This window comes from Pseudomonas sp. ICMP 10191, from assembly GCF_001467335.1.
Classification (GTDB): Bacteria; Pseudomonadota; Gammaproteobacteria; order Pseudomonadales; family Pseudomonadaceae; genus Aquipseudomonas; species Aquipseudomonas cerasi.
Map to the genome: position 1 here is coordinate 51,626 of NZ_LKGW01000103.1, position 22,719 is coordinate 74,344.

20 protein-coding genes are annotated in these 22,719 nt (G+C 59.7%); 9 read left to right on the forward strand and 11 right to left on the reverse strand.

Features of this window, described 5'->3' with window-relative positions; genetic code table 11:
• Positions 1 to 121: 121 nt before the first annotated feature.
• Complete coding sequence (locus tag AO388_RS10780) at positions 122 to 964, reverse strand: Tim44 domain-containing protein (RefSeq protein WP_003432820.1); 843 nt, start codon at positions 962 to 964, stop codon at positions 122 to 124.
• 202 nt (positions 965 to 1,166) lie between these two features.
• Positions 1,167 to 3,350, reverse strand: coding sequence for a DNA helicase II (uvrD, locus tag AO388_RS10785; protein WP_003367943.1), 2,184 nt, complete (start codon positions 3,348 to 3,350; stop codon positions 1,167 to 1,169).
• 307 nt (positions 3,351 to 3,657) lie between these two features.
• Here uvrD and hexR point away from each other — a divergent pair, with 307 nt between their 5' ends.
• A complete protein-coding gene (gene hexR / locus AO388_RS10790) occupies positions 3,658 to 4,524 on the forward strand; it encodes a transcriptional regulator HexR (protein ID WP_003367945.1) in 867 nt (288 codons plus the stop codon).
• A gap of 302 nt (positions 4,525 to 4,826) precedes the next feature.
• Here the strand turns inward: hexR and AO388_RS10795 are convergent, their stop codons facing one another.
• On the reverse strand, positions 4,827 to 5,138 hold the full coding sequence (locus AO388_RS10795) for a hypothetical protein (protein ID WP_003432821.1): 312 nt from the start codon (positions 5,136 to 5,138) through the stop codon (positions 4,827 to 4,829).
• Between the two features lie 254 nt (positions 5,139 to 5,392).
• On the opposite strand from AO388_RS10795, the gene AO388_RS10800 reads away from it, so the two are divergent.
• The gene (locus AO388_RS10800) at positions 5,393 to 5,578 is read left to right on the forward strand and encodes a PA3496 family putative envelope integrity protein (protein WP_003316061.1); all 186 of its coding nucleotides are present in this window, start codon (positions 5,393 to 5,395) and stop codon (positions 5,576 to 5,578) included.
• Here AO388_RS10800 and AO388_RS10805 read toward each other — a convergent pair.
• Entirely contained in the window at positions 5,532 to 6,482 is a 951-nt protein-coding gene (locus tag AO388_RS10805) for a LysR family transcriptional regulator (RefSeq protein WP_003432823.1), read from the reverse strand. The two genes, AO388_RS10800 and AO388_RS10805, sit on opposite strands and share 47 nt — an antisense overlap.
• 160 nt (positions 6,483 to 6,642) lie before the next feature.
• Between AO388_RS10805 and AO388_RS10810 the strand changes: the two genes are divergently transcribed.
• The gene (locus AO388_RS10810) at positions 6,643 to 8,058 is read left to right on the forward strand and encodes an acetyl-CoA carboxylase biotin carboxylase subunit (protein WP_003367950.1); all 1,416 of its coding nucleotides are present in this window, start codon (positions 6,643 to 6,645) and stop codon (positions 8,056 to 8,058) included.
• 11 nt (positions 8,059 to 8,069) lie between these two features.
• A complete protein-coding gene (gene oadA / locus AO388_RS10815; protein ID WP_003432826.1) occupies positions 8,070 to 9,878 on the forward strand; it encodes a sodium-extruding oxaloacetate decarboxylase subunit alpha in 1,809 nt (602 codons plus the stop codon).
• A gap of 151 nt (positions 9,879 to 10,029) precedes the next feature.
• Here the strand turns inward: oadA and AO388_RS10820 are convergent, their stop codons facing one another.
• Genes AO388_RS10820 through AO388_RS10830 form a run of 3 tightly spaced genes read right to left on the reverse strand, consistent with a single transcriptional unit; the run spans position 10,030 to position 11,795 of the window.
• A complete protein-coding gene (locus tag AO388_RS10820) occupies positions 10,030 to 10,698 on the reverse strand; it encodes a GNAT family N-acetyltransferase (protein WP_058398166.1) in 669 nt (222 codons plus the stop codon).
• A 15-nt stretch (positions 10,699 to 10,713) separates the two neighbouring features.
• Positions 10,714 to 11,160 carry a GNAT family N-acetyltransferase gene (locus AO388_RS10825; protein ID WP_058398165.1) on the reverse strand — a complete coding sequence of 149 codons (447 nt, stop codon included), beginning with the start codon at positions 11,158 to 11,160 and terminating at the stop codon, positions 10,714 to 10,716.
• Positions 11,157 to 11,795 carry an FMN-binding negative transcriptional regulator gene (locus AO388_RS10830; protein ID WP_058416445.1) on the reverse strand — a complete coding sequence of 213 codons (639 nt, stop codon included), beginning with the start codon at positions 11,793 to 11,795 and terminating at the stop codon, positions 11,157 to 11,159. The genes AO388_RS10825 and AO388_RS10830 overlap by 4 nt, the downstream gene beginning before the upstream one ends.
• Positions 11,796 to 11,884: 89 nt before the next feature.
• On the opposite strand from AO388_RS10830, the gene pdxR reads away from it, so the two are divergent.
• From pdxR to AO388_RS10845, 3 genes are all read left to right on the forward strand, one after another.
• Positions 11,885 to 13,447: a MocR-like pyridoxine biosynthesis transcription factor PdxR gene (gene pdxR / locus AO388_RS10835; RefSeq protein ID WP_058416446.1), complete on the forward strand. Its 1,563-nt coding sequence runs from the start codon at positions 11,885 to 11,887 to the stop codon at positions 13,445 to 13,447.
• A 54-nt stretch (positions 13,448 to 13,501) separates the two neighbouring features.
• Positions 13,502 to 14,713: a YeeE/YedE family protein gene (locus tag AO388_RS10840; RefSeq protein ID WP_003432829.1), complete on the forward strand. Its 1,212-nt coding sequence runs from the start codon at positions 13,502 to 13,504 to the stop codon at positions 14,711 to 14,713.
• A 119-nt stretch (positions 14,714 to 14,832) separates the two neighbouring features.
• Complete coding sequence (locus tag AO388_RS10845; protein WP_003316074.1) at positions 14,833 to 15,720, forward strand: bestrophin family protein; 888 nt, start codon at positions 14,833 to 14,835, stop codon at positions 15,718 to 15,720.
• A 55-nt stretch (positions 15,721 to 15,775) separates the two neighbouring features.
• On the opposite strand, the gene AO388_RS10850 is transcribed toward AO388_RS10845, so the two are convergent.
• From AO388_RS10850 to aspA, 3 genes are all read right to left on the reverse strand, one after another.
• A complete protein-coding gene (locus AO388_RS10850) occupies positions 15,776 to 16,780 on the reverse strand; it encodes an asparaginase (RefSeq protein WP_003432830.1) in 1,005 nt (334 codons plus the stop codon).
• Positions 16,781 to 16,809: 29 nt separating this feature from the next.
• Positions 16,810 to 18,261 (reverse strand): alanine/glycine:cation symporter family protein, encoded by a 1,452-nt coding sequence (locus tag AO388_RS10855; RefSeq protein WP_003367965.1) that lies wholly within the window; start codon positions 18,259 to 18,261, stop codon positions 16,810 to 16,812.
• Between the two features lie 282 nt (positions 18,262 to 18,543).
• Positions 18,544 to 19,968, reverse strand: a complete 1,425-nt coding sequence (gene aspA, locus AO388_RS10860) for an aspartate ammonia-lyase (protein ID WP_003432831.1) — start codon at positions 19,966 to 19,968, stop codon at positions 18,544 to 18,546.
• Positions 19,969 to 20,283: 315 nt separating this feature from the next.
• Here aspA and AO388_RS10865 point away from each other — a divergent pair, with 315 nt between their 5' ends.
• Positions 20,284 to 21,195, forward strand: coding sequence for a LysR substrate-binding domain-containing protein (locus AO388_RS10865; protein WP_003367967.1), 912 nt, complete (start codon positions 20,284 to 20,286; stop codon positions 21,193 to 21,195).
• Positions 21,196 to 21,260: 65 nt separating this feature from the next.
• Here AO388_RS10865 and AO388_RS10870 read toward each other — a convergent pair whose 3' ends face one another.
• Entirely contained in the window at positions 21,261 to 21,872 is a 612-nt protein-coding gene (locus AO388_RS10870; RefSeq protein ID WP_236713906.1) for a hypothetical protein, read from the reverse strand.
• Positions 21,873 to 22,225: 353 nt separating this feature from the next.
• Between AO388_RS10870 and purE the strand changes: the two genes are divergently transcribed.
• Positions 22,226 to 22,717, forward strand: a complete 492-nt coding sequence (gene purE / locus AO388_RS10875; protein ID WP_003340324.1) for a 5-(carboxyamino)imidazole ribonucleotide mutase — start codon at positions 22,226 to 22,228, stop codon at positions 22,715 to 22,717.
• The last annotated feature ends 2 nt before the right edge of the window (positions 22,718 to 22,719 follow it).

Consider the following 22,719-nt stretch of genomic DNA (forward strand, 5'->3'; position numbering starts at 1 on the left):
CCTCTCACTTGATGGCGCGGGTTATACAGTAGCGTAAAGCCTTTCTCAAAATAACTATCCGAACGGATAAACAAAAACCCCGGACATATCCGGGGTTCTGAACGCGAGAACGGGTTCTGGTTCAACCGTTCTGGCGAATTCCTGCCACCAGCCAGGGCTGGTTATCGCCTTGCGGGCGTTCCATGTTCCAGCTTTCGCTGAACACTTCGCCCTGGTCGAAACGCGAGGTCTTGGACACGCCCGAGAACGTCAGCGTGGCGATGGTCTTGTCGGCCCGGTCATCCACACCGTCCAGCTGGACATTGAGGTTCTCGATGTAAGTCGACTGGAAGCCGTCGCCCAGGTCCGCACGTTCCTTTTTCAGGAACTGCAGCATTTGCGGAGTGACGAACTCGGCAATCTTGTCCATTTCGTTGGCGTCCCAGTGCTGCTGCAGCGACTGGAAGTGGCCGCGAGCAGCGTCCAGGAAGCGCTGTTCATTGAACCAGGCCGGTGCGTTGATCACTGGCGCAGCGGAGGCCGGGGAAGAACTGCCGAAGATCGGGTTCTGCGCAGGCTGGCTGGTTTCACGCTGGTACGGCGCACCGGCAGCGGCCATTTTCGGCTGTTGCTGCTGACGACGACGCGCAATGAAGCGGAAGATCAGGAAGGCGATGAGGCCCATGATCAGGATGTCGAACAGTTGCAGGCCGTTGAAGCCGTCACCCATGAACATCGACGCGAGCAGGCCGCCGGCAGCGATACCGGCCAATGGGCCCAGCCAGCGCGAAGCACCGCTTGCCGCAGGGGCAGGACGGCCCGCAGCGTTGGGCGCTGCCGCAGGCGTGGAGGGGGCGGCCTGACGTGTCTGGTGCGTAGGCGCCGAGCCCATGCTCTTGCCGCCACCGAAGCGCGCGGCGTTCACATCCAGGCTCATGGTGAGCCCGATGCACAGCGCCATCGCGATGCTTAGAAAACGTTGCATAAGGGTATTCCCGTTTTGTGATTGCACGCGCGCCATGTTGCACAGCGGATGGCGACATGACCAGCGCGTTAGTGTTTCGGACTTTTACATAAACAGCGTAGGACTTTTCTACGCGCTTCGTAAGATGTGTACGAGGATTATCGTTCCTCACGCTACGGCGTGGGAACGATAGTCATGGGCGCACGGACACTGATCAACCGGCCTACAACGGCACCAGCTTCGCGTAGCCCATCATCAGCCACTTGCTGCCCTCGGGGAAGTTGACCTGCACCCGGGCCTGGGCGCCAGCGCCTTCGAAGTTGAGGATCACGCCTTCGCCGAACACCGCATGCTGGACGCGCTGGCCCATGGTGAACTCGGTTTCCGGAATGCCGGTGCCGTTGAACAGGCTGCTGCTGTTGAATTTCGGCGTGCCACCGAACGGACGGTTGACGCTGTTGGACAGTCGGACTTCCTGAATCAGCGCAGGCGGAATCTCGCGTACGAAACGCGAGACCTTGTTGTAGGTTTCGCTGCCGTACAGGCGACGCGTTTCGGCGTAGGTCATCACCAGCTGTTTCATGGCCCGGGTGATACCGACGTAAGCCAGGCGCCGTTCCTCTTCAAGACGGCCCGGTTCCTCCAGACTCATCTTGTGCGGGAACAGCCCTTCCTCCATGCCCACCAGAAACACGTGCGGGAATTCCAGGCCCTTGGCGCTGTGCAGGGTCATCAGCTGAATACTGTCTTCATGCTCCTGCGCCTGGGTGTCGCCCGCTTCCAGCGAGGCATGCCCCAAAAACGCTGCCAGTGGCGTCAGGTCTTCTTCGCTTTCGTGATTCTCGAAAGCACGGGCCGCGCTGACCAGTTCCTCAAGGTTTTCTACTCGCGCCTGACCTTTCTCGCCTTTTTCCTGCTCGTGATAGGTAATCAGCCCGGACTGTTCGATCACCGTCTGGGTCATCAGGTGCAGCGGCATTTCCATGACCTTGGCCGCGAGGTTCTCGATCAGCTCGATGAACCCGCCCAAGGCAGTGGCGGCGCGTCCGGTCAGGCCCTTGTTGGCCACCAGCAGGCGCATGGCTTCCCACATTGAAACGTCGGCATGACGCGCATGTTCGCGAATCGCTTCGACGGTCTTTTCACCGATGCCGCGCGCCGGAACGTTGATCACCCGCTCCAGCGCCGCATCGTTGCCACGGCCTTCCAGCAAACGCATGTAGGCCATGGCGTTCTTGATTTCGGCGCGTTCGAAGAAGCGCTGTCCGCCATAGATGCGGTACGGAATACGCTCACGCAGCAGGGCCTCTTCGAGTACCCGCGACTGGGCGTTGGAGCGGTACAGAATGGCGATGTCGTTGCGCGAAATACCGGTTTTCAGCGCGCTCTCGATGGTCTCGACCACGTAACGCGCTTCATCGTGCTCGTTGAACGCGGCGTACAGATTGATCAGCTCGCCATCACCAACGTCGGTCCACAACTCCTTGCCCAGGCGACCACTGTTATTGATGATCAAGCCGTTGGCAGCCTTGAGAATGCTCGCCGTGGAGCGGTAGTTCTGCTCAAGGCGGATGACTTCGGTGTCCGGGAAGTCAGAGGAATACTGGTGGATGTTCTCGATCTTCGCGCCGCGCCAGCCGTAAATGGACTGATCGTCGTCGCCGACCACCATCAGGCTGTCGCCCCCCTGGGCGAGCAGGCGCAGCCACGCGTACTGCACGGCGTTGGTGTCCTGGAATTCGTCCACCAGGACGTGACGGAAGCGGCGCTGATAATGCGCCAGCAAGCCCGGGTTATCGCGCCATAGGTCGAGTGCGCGCAGCAGCAGTTCGGAGAAGTCGATGACGCCGGCCCGCTGGCAGGCGATCTCGTAGGCTTCGTAGACGCTTTTCATGGTGGTCAGGAACAGGTCGCCGCTGGCCTGAATATGTTTCGGGCGCAGGCCTTCGTCTTTCTGACCATTGATGAACCATTGGGCCTGGCGTGCAGGCCAGCGTTGTTCGTCCAGACCCAACTCGCGCATCACGCGCTTTACCAGACGCTGCTGGTCATCGCTGTCGAGAATCTGGAAGGTCTGTACCAGCCCGGCTTCCTGCCAGTGCGCACGCAGCAAGCGGTGGGCCAGCCCGTGGAAAGTGCCCACCCACATGCCAGCCGGGCTGATGCCCATCAGCTGCTCGATACGGTGGCGCATTTCGGCAGCCGCCTTGTTGGTGAACGTCACCGACAGGACCGAATGCGGGGAGGCTTGCTCGACCTGCATCAGCCATGCGATGCGATGCACCAGCACACGGGTTTTGCCGGAGCCAGCACCAGCCAGGACCAACTGACGACCCAGAGAGGCGGCTACGGCCTGACGTTGGGCATCGTTGAGGGAATTCAGAAGAAGAGAGAGATCATCGCGCATCAGCGCATTCTAGGGTGCCGCGCGATGACGGGCAAACCATGCTTTGCGTCAGGCAATAAAAATGGCGGGGCGCTGACGACCGGTCGTCGCCTGTTGCCGGGAGCGAATGCGTTGCGTCTACCTTTACCTGTGAGCAGGCAGTATCTGACGGGCGATTCGGCCTAATGTAGGATTATTCCCACAATTGCCGCTGATAACGCCCGCACGGCACGTTCCAGCTTCGTTTAACTGGGCGGCTGGCGGGTCATGTAGTATAACTACAAGAAAGCTACAACCCAGCCCACCTCTCTTTTGCCGAGTCTGCCCCTTGAATCTGCTGCAACACATCGCCCAGTCACGTAATTTGCTGCGCAAATCGGAGCTCAAGGTAGCCGACCATGTGCTGCTCGACCCTGCGGCCGTGATGCACAGTTCCATGGCAGACCTGGCGCACAGCGTCGGTATCAGCGAGCCGACCATCGTGCGTTTCTGCCGCGCCATCGGTTGCACCGGATTTCAGGACCTCAAGCTGAAGCTGGCACAAAGCCTCGCGGCGGGCGCAAGTTTTGGGCAGTTCGCGATTCACGAAGACGATTCGGTCGCCGACTACAGCCTGAAGATTTTCGACACCACGCTGCACACGCTCATGGAAGTGCGCGAAAACCTCGACCCCCATGCGTTGCAATTGGCGGTCACGGCCATGGCCGGAGCCAATCGGGTCGAGTTCTACGGGTTTGGCGCGTCCGGTGCAGTAGCCGCTGATGCGCAGCACAAGTTCTTTCGTTTGCTGCTGACCGCTGCGGCGTATTCCGATCCGCACATGCAGGCGATGTCAGCCGTCACGCTCAAGCCGACCGATGTCGCGGTGTGCATTTCGCAGTCAGGGCGTTCGAAGGATCTGCTGATCACCGCCAATCTGGTCCGCGAGAGCGGCGCGACGCTGATCACCCTGTGCCCCAGTCAGACGCCGCTGGCCGAGCTGTCGTCGGTCAATCTGGCCATCGACGTACATGAAGACACCGAAATCTACACGCCGCTGACTTCTCGCATTGCCCACCTGGTGGTCATTGATGTGCTGGCAATGGGCGTTGCAATGGCGCGCGGCCCCGGTCTGGTGAACCATCTCAAAAGCGTCAAACGCAGCCTGCGTGGTTTGCGCCTGTCGCCGAAGTCGATCAAGGCTCACGAAGATTGACGTCGTTTTCAATTTGAAAACGACGTCAAGAGTCCCGCCAATGACCTGCGGTTATTGGGAGGGGCCCGCGACTGGATTAATTGAGGTAATGAGTGAATTGCATCCTGCAGGGCCAGTTTCTATCGATTCGGCTTCCGAGATGCGGTAATTGTATATTTTTCGCGTTTTTTCCCGGCTATCACGTTACAAGAATTAACCAGACTGTCATGTGTTCGCTGCAGTCAGCTTGCGCAACGAAGAAAGCCCTCCCCGGAAACCCTGAGGCGTCTGGCGAGGGCTTTACTGAATCTGTTACTTGTTGATCACTGTATAACGGTCAGCTCATCGATGCTTACCAGCAACTCGTCGTCTTGATAGATACGGACGGAGGTGATGGATGCATCGCTGGGCTGGGCGTATACGGCGGGTGTCTCGCGCCCTGTCCACGGCCCCAGACCTGTCGCGTAGTAGTTGAGGTCCAGATTCAATTGGCCCGCTTCACTCGGTATGTTGCGCAGACTCAGCCATGGGAGAGAGTGACTGGCGGATGTAGGCACCAGGCCAGCCACGGTCAGCGTATTAACTTCCGGCGTTCTGTCATCACGCGCGATCCAGTTTTTGTCTTTGGTCGTCATTGGGTAGCTCCTTGCTAGTAATTGTTTAATGAGTGAGTTGCTTTCAGCAGGGCAAGTTTGTGTGTGGCGCGTCAGCGAGCGGCAATACATATATATTTTTTGAAATTTTTTTGATGAGCGCTGAACGAAAGTTCATCGATCTGTCACCTGCGTGCCGTCTGATTGTCACTGTCACGCTCCATTCTGGTGCTCCCACAAAACGTATTGGGAGACAGGATATGGCTCGGCATTACGATGATTTACCTACCAGCACCGTGAAAACCCGCCGTCAGCAGGAAGATCAGCGTCGCATGGAGTTTCGTCGGGCAATTGAAAGCTACAGTGAGGCACGTCAGCTCAATCAGGAGCTGTGTGACTACATGGATGGCATGGATAACGCCGTCTGGCAGACGATCAAGTTGCCCGCGGTCGACCGTCGAAACGCTCGACAAGCTGGCTGATCTGCGCACGTTCGGTGCGGATGAACGCAAGAAACGCATGTGCCACGGGTGAAAGGCGTTTGTCCCCGGCCTGAGCCACGCACCAGCTTCGATACAGTGGCAACTCCGCCACGGGCAGCTCCACCAGAGCGCCTGTGGCGAGTTCCTGGCAGACCGCGTGTCGGGTCAGCATCGCCAGGCCCAGCCCGGCAACCACGCATTCACGTTGTGCTTCGCTGGAAGAGACTTCCAGCGTCTGCGTGAAGTGCACGCGCTTCTCCTTGAAGAACTCCTCGCAGGCCCTTCGCGTGCCCGATCCTGTTTCCCGGGTCAGCAACGGCCATGGCTCCAGGTCTTTCAGGTTCAGCGCCGCGCGGCTGCTCAGCGGATGGTCAGGCGGTGCCACGGCGACAATCGGGTTATTCAGGAACGGCAAGAACTCCAGGCCCATGTCCAGGGGCACTGCCGACATCACCACAAGATCATCGCGGTTATCTGCCAGGCGCCTGATGACTTGCGCGCGATTGACCACCATCAGGCTCAGGCTGACTTCCGGGTGCTGACGCTTGAAGGCGGCGAACAGGTGGGGGATGAAGTACTTGCAGCTCGATTCGACTGCCAGCTTCAACTGGCCTTGCAGTGAGCCCTGCATGTCGGAAAGCTGCATGTCCAGGCTTTCCAGGCGCCCGAAAATATCCCGGCTGGCCTGTTGCAGGGCTTGCGCCGCTTCGGTCAGGTAGAGCTTTTTGCTGACGTATTCGAACAGTGGCTGGCCGATCAGCTCTTCGAGCTGTCGAATCTGCAGGCTGACAGCGGGCTGTGTGAGCGACATTTCTTCAGCCGCACGGCTGTAGGAGCGCAGATCGCACACCTCATTGAAAATGCGTAACTGACGCAATGTCATACGCATCAATGACTTACGCATTTACAAAAGCTCCACTATCCAACCGAAGCGCTAACTATAAGCTTTTACTTATGCACCTCCCAACTTTTACTCATTTTTGTTAATCCTCGATTCGGCATAGGGTGGCTCTGCGACATTCAGTCACATACACGGTTACAAGTGTGGGTCGAGGGAAACGCCAGTGATAACAAAAATTCTGATCGCCAACCGCGGGGAGATTGCCGTTCGTATCGTGCGTGCATGCGCCGAGATGGGCATTCGCTCGGTGGCGATCTTTTCCGACGCTGACCGGCATGCCTTGCATGTCAAACGTGCCGACGAAGCCTACAGCATTGGTGCCGAACCTCTGGCGGGTTACCTGAACCCGCGCAAGTTGGTGAATCTGGCAGTGGAAACCGGCTGCGATGCGCTGCATCCCGGTTACGGCTTTCTTTCCGAGAATGCCGAGCTGGCCGATATCTGTGCCGAACGAGGGATCAAATTCATCGGTCCCTCAGCCGAAGTGATTCGCCGCATGGGGGACAAGACCGAGGCCCGACGCAGCATGATCAAGGCCGGTGTGCCGGTCACGCCCGGTACCGAAGGCAACGTGGCAGATATCGACGAGGCGCTGGCCGAGGGCGAGCGTATCGGTTACCCGGTGATGCTCAAGGCCACTTCCGGGGGCGGTGGACGTGGCATCCGCCGCTGCAACAGCCGCGAAGAACTCGAGCAGGCCTTCCCGCGCGTGATTTCCGAAGCGACCAAGGCCTTCGGTTCGGCAGAAGTCTTTCTTGAGAAGTGCATCGTCAATCCCAAGCACATTGAAGCGCAGATTCTGGGCGACAGCTTTGGCAATGTGGTGCACCTGTTCGAGCGCGACTGTTCGATTCAGCGACGCAATCAGAAGCTCATCGAAATCGCCCCCAGCCCGCAGTTGACGCCCGAACAGCGCGCCTACATCGGCGATCTGTCGGTACGTGCGGCCAAGGCGGTTGGTTACGAGAACGCTGGCACCGTGGAGTTTCTGCTCGCCGAGGGCGAGGTGTACTTCATGGAAATGAACACCCGGGTGCAGGTCGAGCACACCATCACCGAAGAAATCACCGGCATTGATATCGTTCGCGAGCAGATCCGTATTGCCTCCGGTCTGCCGCTGTCGGTCAAGCAGGAAGACATCATCCATCGCGGTTTTGCCCTGCAGTTCCGGATCAATGCCGAGGACCCGAAGAACAACTTCCTGCCCAGCTTCGGCAAGATCACTCGTTATTACGCGCCCGGCGGACCTGGCGTGCGCACCGACACGGCGATTTATACCGGCTACACCATTCCGCCGTTCTATGACTCGATGTGCCTGAAGCTGATTGTCTGGGCGTTGACCTGGGAGGAGGCCATGGACCGCGGCCTGCGTGCGCTCGATGACATGCGCCTGCAAGGGGTCAAGACCACGGCTGCCTATTACCAGGAAATCCTCCGCAACCCGGAGTTCCGCAGCGGTGAGTTCAACACCAGCTTTGTCGAGAGCCACCCCGAGCTAACCAATTATTCGATCAAACGCAAACCCGAAGAGCTGGCCCTGGCCATCGCCGCCGCCATTGCCGCACACGCCGGTCTGTAAGGAACAGTGAAATGTCCAAGAAGATTTTCGTAACCGACACCATCCTGCGTGACGCTCATCAATCGTTGCTGGCGACGCGCATGCGTACCGAAGACATGCTGCCGATCTGCGACAAGCTCGACCAGGTCGGCTACTGGTCGCTGGAAGTCTGGGGCGGTGCCACCTTCGATGCCTGCGTGCGTTTTCTCAAGGAAGACCCTTGGGAACGTCTGCGCCAGCTGCGTGCGGCCTTGCCCAATACCCGGTTGCAGATGCTCCTGCGTGGCCAGAACCTGCTGGGTTATCGGCATTACAGCGATGACGTGGTCAAGGCGTTCGTCGCCAAGGCGGCGGTCAACGGTATTGATGTGTTCCGTATTTTCGATGCCATGAACGATGTGCGTAACCTGCGGGTTGCCATCGAGGCGGTGAAAGCGGCGGGCAAACATGCACAGGGCACCATCGCCTACACCACCAGCCCGGTGCATACCATCGAGGCCTTCGTGGCGCAGGCCCGGCAGATGGAAGCCATGGGCTGTGACTCGGTGGCGATCAAGGACATGGCCGGCCTGTTGACGCCTTATGCCACGGGTGAACTGGTCAAGGCGCTGAAGGCCGAGCAGTCGTTGCCGGTGTTCATCCACTCGCATGACACGGCCGGTTTGGCCGCGATGTGTCAGCTCAAGGCGATCGAAAGCGGCGCGGACCATATCGACACGGCGATTTCCAGCTTTGCCTGGGGCACCAGCCATCCGGGCACCGAATCGATGGTGGCCGCGCTCAAGGGCAGCGAGTTCGACACCGGGCTGGACCTGGAACTGCTGCAGGAAATCGGTCTGTATTTCTACGCGGTGCGTAAGAAATATCATCAGTTCGAGAGCGAATTTACTGCAGTCGACACTCGGGTGCAGGTTAACCAGGTACCGGGCGGGATGATTTCCAACCTGGCCAATCAGCTGAAGGAGCAGGGGGCGCTCAACCGCATGAGCGAAGTACTGGCTGAAATTCCGCGCGTGCGCAAAGACCTCGGTTATCCGCCATTGGTAACTCCGACTTCGCAGATCGTCGGTACTCAGGCGTTCTTCAACGTGTTGGCCGGGGAGCGTTACAAAACCATCACCAATGAAGTGAAGCTGTATCTGCAGGGCGGGTACGGCAAGGCGCCGGGGCAGGTGGATGAGAAGCTGCGTCGCCAGGCGATCGGCAATGAAGAACTGATCGATGTTCGTCCGGCCGACCTGCTCAAACCGGAGATGACCAAGCTAAGGGCCGATATCGGCGCATTGGCCAAGTCCGAAGAGGACGTGCTGACGTTTGCCATGTTCCCGGACATTGGCCGCAAGTTCCTGGAGGAACGCGCTGCCGGGACGCTGGCGCCGGAAGTGCTGCTGCCGATTCCCGAAGCCGGAAGCGTGGCGAAGGCAGGCGGTGAGGGCGTACCGACCGAGTTCGTCATTGATGTGCACGGCGAGACTTATCGGGTCGACATCACCGGTGTGGGCGTCAAGGCTGAGGGCAAGCGCCACTTCTACCTGACCATAGACGGCATGCCGGAAGAGGTGGTGTTCGAGCCGCTCAACGAATTCGTCGGCGGCGGGGCCAGTAAACGCAAGCAAGCCCATGCACCGGGCGACGTCAGCACGACCATGCCCGGCAACATCGTCGATGTGCTGGTCAAGGAGGGCGATGTGGTCAAGGCCGGTCAGGCAGTGCTGATCACTGAAGCGATGAAGATGGAGACCGAGGTTCAGGCGTCGGTCGCAGGCAAGGTCGTCGCCATCCACGTCGCCAAGGGCGACCGCGTCAATCCGGGCGAAGTGCTGATCGAGATCGAAGGTTGAGCTGACACCTGCGCATCATCCAAAGGTTTACCTCAGGGAAGCACTCGTGGCTTCCCTTTTTTTATTCTGGCAGGCGGGCCCAGTGGTCACGACTATCGTTCCGCACGCTCCAACGTGGAAATGCAGTTCTGGGCGCCTTGCGTCCTCAGGATCAGCGAAACGCCTCAAGCCCCTTGATCTGTTGCCCGTCAGTGAAGTTATCCACAGCCAGCCAGTTTTCAAATGCCTTTCGTAATTCAGGCCATTCGCTGTCGAGGATCGAGTACCACGCGGTATCCCTGCTTTGGCCTTTGACCACCATGTGCTGGCGGAAGGTGCCTTCGTAGCTGAAGCCGAATCGCTCGGCAGCGCGTTTGGAGCGGGCATTGTTGGCGTTGCACTTCCATTCCAGGCGGCGATAGCCCAGTGCGAAGGCCTCTCTGGCCAGCAGGTAAATGGCTTCTGTGCCTTTGGGCGTGCGTTGCATGGCGGCGCTGAAGGTGACATGACCTATTTCGATTCGCCCATGGGCAGCGACGATCGACATCAGGCTGATGACGCCGTCGGCCTTATCGGTCTGCTGATCGACCACGGTGTAAAACCACGGATCGGTGGCTGCCTGATGCCCGGCCAGCCACGCATCGAAGGCGTTACGGTCGATGAACGGCCCGTAAGGCAGATAATCCCACAGCTTCGGGTCCGCATTCGGGCCTTCAAATGCCGCCCACAAGTCATCGGCGTGACGCGCGACATCGAGTTTTTCCAGGCGAATGAAACGGCCTGTCAGTGTATGGGGCGTGGGCAATGCAGCGGCTTGCCAGTCCAGCAGGGTGTCGGACATCAGTCACTTCCTGTTTCAGAGTGCTTTGCGAAATTGTATGAGGCCGGGCCGTTCGGCGATTCGCTCGTACAACTGAATGGCCGTGGCGTTGGTTTCGTGGGTCAGCCAGTGCACCTTGTCGCAACCGTCTGCCTTGGCCGTGGCATAGACAAACTCGATCAGTCGCCTGCCGATGCCTGTTCCGCGTTTTTCGGGTGCGACGATCAGATCTTGCAGGTAACAGGCGTTATTGATGCTCCAGTTGGAGCGATGGTAGATGAAGTTCACCATGCCCACCGCCTCGTCACCCAGCCAGGCGAGCGCCGAGTGAGTCGGTTCGTTTGGGGCCACAAGGCGTTGCCAGGTGGTGTCGCTGACGCCTTCGGCCAGCTCGGTGTTGTAGAAGCGCAGATAGGCCTGCCACAGAGGCAGCCACGCGTGATGATCGTCGACGCTAACGGGGCGAATTCGCACATCGGTCATGAGCTGCTTCCTTCGCTCATCAAGCGAGCGATCAGTTGGTCATTTGCATCCTGGCTTGCGGCGAGGCCGTCGCGCACACCGGCCATGTCCGCAGCGTTGCGATTCTGACTGAGTTTACGTTTGCCCTGTAGCCGCTGCACCGGAATGGCGAATCCGACAATCGCTCCAAGCATTTTTGCGATGTAGTCCGCCGGCGCATCGTCAATGGACCAGGGTTGCGCCCGGCCTGATTCATGGCGATGGGTCAGGTCAGCCAGCAATTGATGCAAGTGCGCGGCGTCGGTAAAAACCTCGGCCTGCCCATAGGCATGCACGGCCACATAATTCCATGTGGGTACGACCTTGCCGTGCTCTGCCTTGCCTGGGTAGAACGACGGGCTGACGTAGGCATCGCCGCCAGGAAAAACCACCAGTGCTTCGGCGCCGGAGCTCAACTGCTGCCACTGTGGATTGGCTTTGGCCAGATGCCCGTAAAGTGTGCCTCGGGGGCCTTCGTCGCGGCGCAACAGCAGCGGCAGGTGGGTCGCCTGCAATCCCACTGCGCCGTCAGTGACCAGAATCGCCAGGCGCGTCTGCTCCATCTGCTGATGCAGGCTCGGTGTGTCGTTGTCCTTGAAAGCGGCGGGGATGTACATGGGGAATATCCTTGGCTGATGACCGGATCGTAGGCAAGGCATTGGTCTGATGTAAGATCCATTTTTGATAGTTTCAATAGGGCCAATGCATGCCTGATGTCCCCGTTGCGTTTCCGTCCACGCTCACCGGTATCGCGCTGGACCCGAATCAGGGCCTGAGCAAGCAGCTTTATAGCCTGTTGCGCCAGCAGGTCCTCGATGGGCGCCTGAGCAGCGGCACGCGACTGCCAGCCAGCCGCGATTTGGCATATTCACTGGGCATCTCCCGTAACAGCGTGATACGGGCCTACGACCAGCTGTATGCCGAGGGCTTCATTGAAGGGCGCGTTGGCGACGGCACGTATGTCGCGCAGCTCTCTGAAGCAAACGCATCGCCTCGACGGGCAAGTCGTAAAAAACTATCCACCAACTTACCCACAGGTGTATCCACAGGGTTACGCACAGGTTTGTCCACAGTCGCGGCTGAAATGCCGTCAGATTCCTCCTGTGAAGTTATCCACAACCCGACACGCGCGCTGCTCGAAAAGCATCGTTTGCATGAACCACCAACGGGTAGGCCGCGGGCCTTTCGGGTAGGCGTACCGGCGTTCGATCTTTTCCCCTTTGCCTTGTGGGGCAAGCTGTATGCCGCTTTTTGGCGCAAGCCGGACCTTGCTCAGCTCGGTTATGGGTCGGCGGCGGGAGACTCGCGGTTACGTGAACTGATTGCGGTCTACCTGCGCTCATCGCGTGGGCTGCATTGCAGTGCTGAGCAAATTGTGATCACCAGTGGCGCACAGCATGCGATCAGCCTTTGTGCACAGTTGCTTCTTGCCCCGGGCGAGGGCGTCGCCGTTGAGAATCCGGGGTATCGGGCGGCCGGTCATGCGTTTGCACTGGCAGGTGCCCGATTGCACGGGGTGGCTGTGGATAACGAAGGCATGCGTTGCGCCGACCTTGAGCAGGCAGACTGCAGCCTGGCCTACGTGACACCTTCACACCAATACCCGACCGGCGTGGTGATGAGCCTGGCAAGGCGCTTGGAGTTGCTGGCCTGGGCCGAGAAGCACCAAGGCTGGATTGTCGAGGATGATTACGACGGTGAGTATCGCTACAGCGGTTCACCATTGGCACCTCTGGCCGCACTCGACCGCAACGCGCGCGTGCTCTACGTCGGGACGTTCGGCAAAATCGCCTTCCCGGCGCTGCGCCTCGGGTATCTGGTTTTGCCAGAGCAACTGGTGCCGATGTTCAGCCAGCGCAAGGCCGTGGACATGCGCCATACCGAAATTGGCGTTCAGGCGGTCATGGCGCAGTTCATTGCGTCGGGTCATTTCCAGCGACACATACGTCGCATGCGGCGCGCGGCGCTCAGTCGGCGCAATGTGCTGCTGGATAACTGGCCTGCCGATATTCCGGGATGCGCGACAATGCCCAGAGGGGTTGCCGGGCTGCATGTCATGGTCAAGGTCGACAGCGTGGCGCGTGAGCAGGCGCTGATTGCCAAGGCCAATGGCGTCGGGGTCGAAATGAATGCCCTGAGTGATTACTGGCTGCCTGATTCCACTGAGCCTGTGGATAACCGGGCCGGGCTGGTGCTGGGGTTTGCCGCAGTGCCCGAGTACGAGATGGTCGAGGCATTGAACAGGCTGCGCGAGGTCTGGTCCGAGTAGTCCCGTTGGCAGGCGTATAATCTGTGCTTTCTGTTACCTGTCCTTGAGATACCCATGAACAACTCTCTTACTGCAACACCCGGACGCAAGTTCGGCGCGCCGCTGGCCGCGCTGTTCCTGCTGCTGATGGGCGCCCAGTTCCTTCTGCTCAGTGTCGGCACCCGTCAGGTGATGCTGTGGATCGTCGGCGCGGCGTTGGGCGTAACGCTGTATCACGCGGCATTTGGTTTCACCTCGGCCTGGCGGGTGTTCATCCGCGAGCGGCGGGGTGCAGGCCTGCGCGCGCAAATGGTCATGCTGGCGGTCGCCGTTGTGCTGTTTTTCCCGGCACTGGGCGCGGGCACGCTGTTTGGCCAGCCAGTCACTGGTCTGGTTGCTCCGGTCGGGATTTCGGTTGTCGTCGGCGCGTTCATTTTCGGCATCGGCATGCAGCTGGGCGGTGGCTGTGCGTCCGGCACACTGTTCACTGCCGGTGGTGGCAATGCGCGGATGCTGGTGACCTTGCTGTTTTTCATCCTCGGCTCACTGATTGCCACCCATCACGTCGACTGGTGGTTTGCCCTGCCTTCGTTCCCGGCGGTGTCGGTGGTCAAAACCTTCGGCGTGCTGCCTGCGCTGCTGGTCAATCTGGCGCTGTTCGGCTTGATCGCCCTGGTGACCGTCAAGCTCGAAAAGCGCCGTCATGGCCAGCTTGAAACGCCGCCAGCCACGGACCATCGCGGTCTGAGTCGTGTGCTGCGCGGGCCGTGGATTCTGGTCTGGGGCGCTGTCGCGCTGGCGCTTCTCAATTACGCAACGCTGGCGTTGGCCGGTCGTCCGTGGGGCATCACCTCGGCGTTCGCGCTGTGGGGTGCAAAAGCGGCCAGCGGGCTGGGGGTAGACGTCGGCAGCTGGGTGTTCTGGCAGAGCGCTGCAAACGCCAAGGCGCTGGCGGCTCCGGTGTGGGAAGACATCACCAGTGTGATGGACATCGGCATCATGCTCGGTGCCTTGCTGGCGGCAGGTCTGGCAGGTCGTTTTGCACCCAGCCTCGATATCCCCACGCGCTCGCTGGTGGCGGCGGTCATCGGCGGCTTGCTGCTGGGCTACGGTTCGCGACTGGCCTACGGCTGCAACATTGGTGCGTACTTCAGCGGTATCGCATCCGGCAGCCTGCACGGCTGGCTGTGGCTGGTAGCGGCCTACGCCGGTAACGTCGTTGGTGTCCGCCTGCGGCCGATTTTCTTCACCGGCGAGCGTCCACAGGTGGCTCTTAATGGCTGCTGAAAACGTCTGAAACCCCGAGACAAGCGGGCCGCTTGCGAACCAACTGCCGGTTTCGTATTCAAAGGCCATGCGGTAACTGTGCGTATGCGGTTCGCTTATTTTTCGATGGGGTGGTTCTTTTGCAGCAAACGATCATTTCGAAAATCCGTTTTCTCGGCAAGACCATCGGCTACGTAGGATGGTCGCTTTTCTGGCTTTTGATCTGGGACGTGATTGTCACGGTCGACTTCATGCTCTACCTGGAACGCAAGATCACCTTGCCGTCCATGCCGTTGACCCTGCTGGGCTCGGCGCTGGTGGTGCTGACCAGCTTCCGCAACTCAAGTGCCTATAACCGCTGGTGGGAAGCCAGGACGCTATGGGGTGCGCTGGTCAACAGTTCACGCAGCTTCGCTCGGCAAGTGCTGACGCTGGTCGAGGATGACGACGGGATCAACCCGGTCAAGGCCACACTGTTGCGTCGCCATGTCGCGTATGTGAAGTGCCTGTCTGCGCACCTGAAGGGCGCCAAATGTGGTGATGAGGTTCAGATGCTGATTCCTCGCGAGGAATTTGAACGTCGTCACGACACCAACAACTTTCCCAACGACCTGCTCAATACGTCGGCTGCGCTGTTGGCCAAGGAGTATCAGGCCGGGCGGCTGGACAGCATTCGTCTGGCACGTCTGGAGTCGACCATGGTGGACATCTCCAATTGCCAGGGCGGCATGGAGCGTATTGCCAATACACCGTTGCCTTATCCGTACGTAGCCTTTCCGCGCCTGTTCATCACGCTGTTCTGCCTTATCGTACCGATTGGTCTGGTGGAGACCCTTGGCTGGTTCACGCCGCTGGCGTCGACGGTGGTGGGTTTCATGCTGTTGGCGATCGAGAAGATCGGTACTGACCTGCAGAGCCCGTTCCGTGCCAGTGAACATGAGATTCAGATGACGGCGTTGTGCGAAAACATCGAGCGCAATCTGGATTCGATGCTCAGGGGCGCGCAGGAAGAATGCAAGGCTTCATGAAGGGGTAAGGCGTCGCGCGAGTGCGTGACGCCTCGGGTAAAGCAGAAGTAGCCGCTTAACGCAGCTCGCCACACAGGTCCAGTTCGACCAGGCGCCGTACTTCCTCGGTCGTCAGGCGTGCGCCCAGCAGCGCATGCAGCTTGCCGAGCGCGGCCTCACGGGTCATGCCACCACCGGAGAGCACGCCTGCACCACGCAGTCGGCTGCCCGCTTCGTAGACATCCAGTTCGACACCGCCCTCATGGCACTGGGTAATCGCGACCACACAGACACCCAGCGCTCGGGCGTTCTCCAGACTGGCCAGAAATTGCGGATCGTCACTTGGGCCTGTGCCGCTGCCGAAGCACTCGAGCACCAGACCGCGGATACCGCTATTGATCAAACCGTCCAGCTGAGCAGCACCGACACCCGGAAACAGTGGTAATACTGCGACCTCTGCCAGTGTCTTCGGCTGGCGATAGTTCAATGCGTCAGGGAGCGAAACCACCGCATGGCCGCCACGCGAGCGTTGCAGCGGTGCGAACGGTTGACGGCCGAAGCTGCGAATTTTCGCGCAGCGTACAGGTGTCATCAGTTGCCCGTGAAAATACAACTGAACGCCTGACACCAGACCCGACCCCAGCGCCAGCAGGGCGCCGTTGACGTTTTCCCAGGCATCGCTGTCCTGCACGCCGGCAGGCAGCATAGAGCCGGTGAACAGCACCGGTGCGCTGAACCCCAGCAACTGGAAGCTCATCGCCGCTGCGCTGTACGCCAGGGTGTCGGTGCCATGCAGAACCAGCACCGCATCGCAACCGTCGACCTCAACCGCCTCGATTACCGCCTCGCGCAGACGCAACCAGTAGGAAGGCGTCATGTTGGCGCTGTCGATCAGCGGCGACATCTCGCGAAAGTGCCACTGCGGCACCACCAGTTCCGGGTGCTCGGCCAGTTGCCCGGCCATTCGCGCTTCGAAACCGGAGGCCGGTGCCAGGCCGTTGGCGCTGGCCTGCATGCCGATGGTGCCGCCGGTGTAAAGAACCATTACGCGTTGGGCTGGTTGTTGTGCGTCATGAGGCATGGCTCTACTCCGGCGTAGTGTCGCGGTGGTTATCGTGCTTCGGGTACAGGCTTGGCTGCCGCTTCGGCGTCCTGTGTCGACTGACGCGTCGGATTGGCCGGCCATGCGTTGCGGTCCAGGTCCAGATCAGGGAACTGGCTGGAATCGAACACCGGCGTCTTGACCCCGGCCCGACGTTGCGCATCGTAGTCGTTCAAAATGCGCTTGACGACTTTGAACAGCATTGCGAGCGCGATCAGGTTGACGAACGCCAGCATGGTCATGGTGATGTCGGCGAACGCCAGTACATCTTTCAGGTCGACGACGGCACCCCACATGATCAATACCAGCACCGCGATACGGTAGATGATGATGGTCTGGATCTTCTCGCCAAACAGGAACCGCAGGCTGTTTTCGCCCAGGTAGTAGTTGTAGAGAATCGAGGTGAAGACGAACAGGGCCAACGCCACGCTGATGAAGATTCTGCCCCAGTCACCGACTACGGCTGCCAGCGAGTTCTGTGCCAGAACGATACCGTTGCCGTCGTAGCCGATGTCGTAGATACCGGACAGAAGAATCAGCAAGGCGGTGCAGGTGCAGATTACGAAGGTGTCGAGGAACACGCTGAACGCCTGAACCACGCCCTGCGCTACCGGGTGCTCGACGTGTGCCACGGCAGCCACGTTGGGCGCACTGCCCAGACCGGCTTCGTTGGCGAAGACGCCACGTTTGACGCCCATCACGATCGCGCTGCCGATCAGGCCGCCGAATACCGGATCAAGGCCGAAGGCGCTTCTGACGATGGTCATCAGCATGCCGGGAACGTGGTCGATCTGCAGGACGATGACGTAGATGGTGACCGCGATGTAGATCAGGGTCTTGACCGGAACCAGCAGGTCGGAAATAGCCGCGATACGCTTGATGCCACCAACGAAGGCCAGGCCCAGCAGTACGACCAGACAGATGCCGGTGGTTCGGGTGTCGACGTTGAACGCGCTTTTCAGCGAGTCGGTCACAGCGTGCGATTGCAGGCCGTTGAAGGCAAAACCGAAGGTCACCAGCAGCAGTACGGCCATGACCATGCCCAGCCAGCGTTTACCCAGACCGTGCTGGATGTAGAACGCCGGACCGCCACGGAACTGGCCTTCGGAATCCTTGCGCTTGTAGAGCTGAGCGAGGGAGCACTCGATGAAGCTGCTGGCCATGCCGACCAGTGCGGTCACCCACATCCAGAACACGGCACCCGGACCGCCGAGCGTCACGGCAATGCCGACGCCTGCGATGTTACCGGCACCGACGCGGCCCGCAAGGCTGAGCATCAGGGCCTGAAACGAACTCAACTGGCCCGCGCTGCTGCGCAGACTGTCGCGAAAAACCGAGAACATGTGGAAAAAGTGTCGAAACTGAACGAAACGCGAGCGGATCGTGAAGTAACTACCCAAGCCTACGATAAGTACGATCAGTACTTTACCGGAGAGAAAGTCGTTAATCATTTCCAGCATTTTTGTTATTCCTCGCTACTTTTGAGGGGGCGCACTATACCGGTGCAAAGTTTTTACGTCTGTAGTCGCTTTCTTGTACGGCTGATTCTTCATTCGCGACGATGAATGAATACTTCCACGGATGGCTCCGCAAAAGTGGTGTGCCGAAGGCTCTGGGTCCAGTGTCGGAGCCCTTTGCTGCGGGCAAAAAAAAGGGTCTGGAGAATCACTCCCAGACCCTCAAAAAATTGAGGGGTGTCTAGGCCCTCAATCTGGTGAGCAGGTTGCGCAGGTCATTCCCTGTCAGGCCTTCAAGGGGGCCAGACGCGGAGCGATCATGTTTTCCGGGCGCAGGATGTCGTCGAGCATGGCGTCGTCTAGCAGACCTTCTTCACGCACCAGTTCCAGCACGCCGCGGCCGGTTTCCAGCGCGATGCGGGCGATACGGGTGGAGTTTTCGTAACCGATGTAGGGGTTCAGGGCGGTGACCAGACCGATCGAATGCTCGACCAGCTCGCGGCAGCGCTGTTCGTTGGCGGTGATGCCGACGATGCAGTGCTCGCGCAGCATGTCCATGGCGCGCTGCAGCAGACGGATCGAGTCGAAGATCTTGTAGGCGATCAGCGGCTCCATCACGTTGAGCTGCAGTTGTCCGCCTTCGGCAGCCATGGTCAGCGACAGGTCGTTGCCGATGATTTCGAAAGCAACCTGATTGACCGCTTCCGGGATCACCGGGTTGACCTTGCCGGGCATGATCGAGCTGCCTGGCTGGCGTGCCGGCAGGTTGATTTCGTTGATGCCGGTGCGCGGGCCGCTGGACAGCAGGCGCAGGTCGTTGCAGATTTTCGACAGCTTGACCGCGGTACGCTTGAGCATGCCCGAGAACAGCACGAAGGCGCCCATGTCGGAGGTCGCTTCGATCAGATCGGCAGCAGGCACCAGAGGCTGACCGCTAATGAGCGCCAGACGATCGACCGCCAGCTTCTGATAGCCGGGGTCGGCGTTGATGCCGGTACCGATGGCGGTTCCGCCCAGGTTCACTTCGGTCAACAGCTCGGGTGCCAGGCTGCGCAGGCGGTTGAGGTCTTCGGTCAGGGTGGTGGCAAAGGCGCGGAACTCCTGACCCAGGGTCATTGGAACGGCGTCCTGCAACTGGGTGCGGCCCATCTTCAGCACATGGTTGAATTCTTCGCCCTTGGCGGCGAAGGCCTGAATCAGGCTGGACAGGCTGGCGAGCAGGGCGTCGTGACCCAGCAGCAGACCCAGACGGATCGCGGTGGGGTAGGCGTCGTTGGTCGACTGCGCCATGTTGACATCGTTGTTGGGGTGCAGGTGTTTGTATTCGCCTTTCTCGAAACCCATGGTTTCCAGAGCGATGTTGGCGATGACTTCGTTGGCATTCATGTTGGTGGACGTGCCGGCGCCGCCCTGAATCATGTCGACCACGAACTGATCATGGAAGTCGCCGCGGATCAGGCGGGCGCAGGCCTCGCTGATCGCCGCATGCTTGGCGTCATTGAGGTGTCCGAGCTGATGGTTTGCATCTGCTGCCGCCTGCTTGACCATGGCCAGCGCGACTACCAGTTTCGGGTAGTGCGAAAGCGGCACGCCGGAGAGGTGAAAGTTGTTCACCGCTCGCAGGGTCTGGATGCCGTAATAAGCGTTGGCAGGTACTTCGAGAACACCAAGCAGGTCTTTTTCGATGCGCGATGATGCAGGCGAGGACATGATAAAAAAAGTCTCAAAAAGGCACGGACAATGCCGGAACGCCACGAATAGTGGGCTTGCCGTCTTCGATTGACCAATGCTGTTAAACGCTGGCCTATGCAATAACGGCATAATCAGCGCGTGACCTGGATTCCGTTCAGTGCGTAAAGGGGGCAAAATGTCGCACCGGTGCGCTTCTTCGGTCACATTTGCTGCGCCGTCAGGGTATGTATCCGCCTCGCTTCGCCGGGCGTCCCACCAGGACGCTGCAAACTGGTGCCGCAGGGCACGCGCAATTGCCTGTCGAAGCCGTCATCCATTGTCCGGGAGGACCTGATGAATCTGGAAAGCAAATGGCTGGAGGATTTCAGCGCCCTGGCGGCCACTCGCAGCTTTTCTCAGGCCGCCGAGCGTCGCTTCGTGACTCAGCCGGCATTCAGCCGGCGTATTCGCAGTCTTGAGTCGGCATTGGGGCTGACACTGGTCAATCGCTCGCGTACGCCCATCGAGTTGACCGCTGCCGGACAATTGTTTCTGGTCACGGCCCGTACCGTGGTCGAGCAACTGGGCGAAGTCGTGCGTCATCTGCATCACCTGGAAGGCGGGCAGGGCGAGGTCATGCAGGTGGCTGCGGCGCACTCTCTGGCACTGGGGTTCTTTCCGCGCTGGATCGCCCAATTGCGCAACGAAGGGCTGAACATTGCCACCCGGCTGGTGGCAACCAACGTCGGCGACGCGGTGCATGCGTTGCGCGAAGGTGGCTGTGATCTGATGCTGGCGTTCTACGATCCCGATGCCGCGCTGCAGATGGACGCCGAAATCTTTCCCTCGCTGCATTTGGGCCACACCGAGATGTTGCCGGTCTGTGCCGCCGATGCCGAGGGGCGGCCGTTATTCGATATGGAAGGCGAGGGCAGTGTGCCGCTGCTTGCCTATAGCGCCGGGGCCTTTCTCGGGCGGTCGGTGAACCTGTTGTTGCGTCAGCGCAATCTGCGCTTCACGACGGTTTACGAGACGGCCATGGCCGACAGCTTGAAAAGCATGGCGCTGGAAGGGTTGGGGATTGCCTGGGTGCCGCAACTGAGTGTGCGCGCCGAGCTGGCGCGCGGTGAACTGGTGGTGTGTGGCGGACCGCAGTGGCATGTGCCGCTGGAGATCCGCCTGTACCGCTGCGCACTGGTGCGCAAGGCCAACGTGCGCCTGCTGTGGCGCAAGCTTGAAGGTGCGGCGGCGCCAGATTCCCGGTGACAAGCGCCGCTCCTGGCGATGCCGGAGAGCGACCCTGGTCTGCTCAGGGAAATCTGTTCAGATGATCAGCAATGATTTGCTTGTTGGCGTCGCTGTAGACATAGCAATTGGAGCGTATTTTTTCGTGGCTTTCGATGATATTCGTCTGACACCACCATCCCCCCCTTATAGATAACCTCTGCGGCCTCATGAGTGCCGCCGAGCATATGGCCCAGCTCGTGCGCGGGGATTGCGAATGTTTCCAGTGAGGCTATGCCTGTGTAGCTTTTGTCGGTGCTGGCGCCCAGAGTCTTTGAGTTGATCCTGTTCTGAGTCAACAGCAGGTACTTGGTGGTCGCGTTGCGCTCCAGGCCGTGGTCGATGACATACCGATCCATCCTGTTTTTCCAGGCGTAATAGGTTTCGTCTACATCGTCGCTCTGATAAGCGAAGTCAGTAAGGCCCGGGACGTCGCGAATGAACGCCAATCGCACATAACGACCCGTGAAGCTTTCCAGATCTTTTATGAGCCAGGCGAAGTAGTCCTGGCGTAGTTCCTGGGCGCCGTGATGTGACGTGTCGTTGTGGAGAACCAGGTACAGGGTCAACGGTTGCCTGGAGAGGCTATTGTTGGCCCATGCCGCATGGCTCAGCGCCAGCGCACATAGCAGCAGACAGCTTGTATATTTCTTGATCATTGCACTCATCCTTGAGTAGGTGGATTGTGGCCGGCCGTGTGTAGCCCGGTGCCGGAGATCTAATAGCAACTGGCGTTGACAGGAAATCAGGATCGACATCTATCGCAGTAGCCCTTGTTTGATTGGTGTGCAGTACAAGTGCCGATTCTCTGCCGGATTTTTCCGTGCTGCCTTCCGCTATAAAAACCTGGACGGTTGAGCGTATGGGGGCTGTCATCCTGGCGCTTTGCGGTATACTGCGCGGCCTTTGGCCGGTTAAACCGGTCATTATTCGTACAACAAGCCACGCCGGTTCCCCCGCGTGGCTTGTTGTTTTCAGACGCGCCTGCGGGCGCCCGATGAGAGGCACGACGATGAGCGCACTGGTTGGCGTGATCATGGGCTCCAAGTCCGATTGGTCCACCCTTAGCCACACCGCCGATATGCTGGAAAAGCTCGGCATCCCTTTTGAAGTCAAGGTGGTGTCAGCGCACCGCACACCGGATCTGCTGTTCCAGTACGCCGACGAAGCGGAAGGCCGTGGCATTGAAGTGATCATCGCCGGTGCTGGTGGTGCCGCTCACTTGCCGGGCATGTGCGCTGCCAAGACCCACCTGCCTGTGTTGGGCGTTCCGGTGCAGTCTTCAATGCTCTCGGGTGTCGACTCGCTGTTGTCGATCGTGCAGATGCCGGCCGGTATCCCGGTCGCGACCCTGGCGATCGGCAAGGCGGGTGCAATCAACGCAGCGCTGCTTTCAGCGAGCATCCTCGGCGCAAAGCACCCGCAATTCCACGCAGCGCTGAAGAAATTTCGCACTGAACAGACAGACAGCGTCCTGGACAATCCAGACCCACGCCACGCCTGAGG

Coding starts and splice junctions, on each gene's coding strand:
- AO388_RS10780 (WP_003432820.1), bottom strand. CDS start 964: ATGCAACGTTTTCTAAGCATCGCGATGGCGCTGTGCATCGGGCTCACC.
- uvrD (WP_003367943.1), bottom strand. CDS start 3,350: ATGCGCGATGATCTCTCTCTTCTTCTGAATTCCCTCAACGATGCCCAA.
- AO388_RS10795 (WP_003432821.1), bottom strand. CDS start 5,138: ATGACGACCAAAGACAAAAACTGGATCGCGCGTGATGACAGAACGCCG.
- AO388_RS10805 (WP_003432823.1), bottom strand. CDS start 6,482: ATGCGTAAGTCATTGATGCGTATGACATTGCGTCAGTTACGCATTTTC.
- oadA (WP_003432826.1), top strand. CDS start 8,070: ATGTCCAAGAAGATTTTCGTAACCGACACCATCCTGCGTGACGCTCAT.
- AO388_RS10820 (WP_058398166.1), bottom strand. CDS start 10,698: ATGTCCGACACCCTGCTGGACTGGCAAGCCGCTGCATTGCCCACGCCC.
- AO388_RS10825 (WP_058398165.1), bottom strand. CDS start 11,160: ATGACCGATGTGCGAATTCGCCCCGTTAGCGTCGACGATCATCACGCG.
- AO388_RS10830 (WP_058416445.1), bottom strand. CDS start 11,795: ATGTACATCCCCGCCGCTTTCAAGGACAACGACACACCGAGCCTGCAT.
- pdxR (WP_058416446.1), top strand. CDS start 11,885: ATGCCTGATGTCCCCGTTGCGTTTCCGTCCACGCTCACCGGTATCGCG.
- AO388_RS10840 (WP_003432829.1), top strand. CDS start 13,502: ATGAACAACTCTCTTACTGCAACACCCGGACGCAAGTTCGGCGCGCCG.
- AO388_RS10850 (WP_003432830.1), bottom strand. CDS start 16,780: ATGCCTCATGACGCACAACAACCAGCCCAACGCGTAATGGTTCTTTAC.
- AO388_RS10855 (WP_003367965.1), bottom strand. CDS start 18,261: ATGCTGGAAATGATTAACGACTTTCTCTCCGGTAAAGTACTGATCGTA.
- aspA (WP_003432831.1), bottom strand. CDS start 19,968: ATGTCCTCGCCTGCATCATCGCGCATCGAAAAAGACCTGCTTGGTGTT.
- AO388_RS10865 (WP_003367967.1), top strand. CDS start 20,284: ATGAATCTGGAAAGCAAATGGCTGGAGGATTTCAGCGCCCTGGCGGCC.
- AO388_RS10870 (WP_236713906.1), bottom strand. CDS start 21,872: ATGATCAAGAAATATACAAGCTGTCTGCTGCTATGTGCGCTGGCGCTG.
- purE (WP_003340324.1), top strand. CDS start 22,226: ATGAGCGCACTGGTTGGCGTGATCATGGGCTCCAAGTCCGATTGGTCC.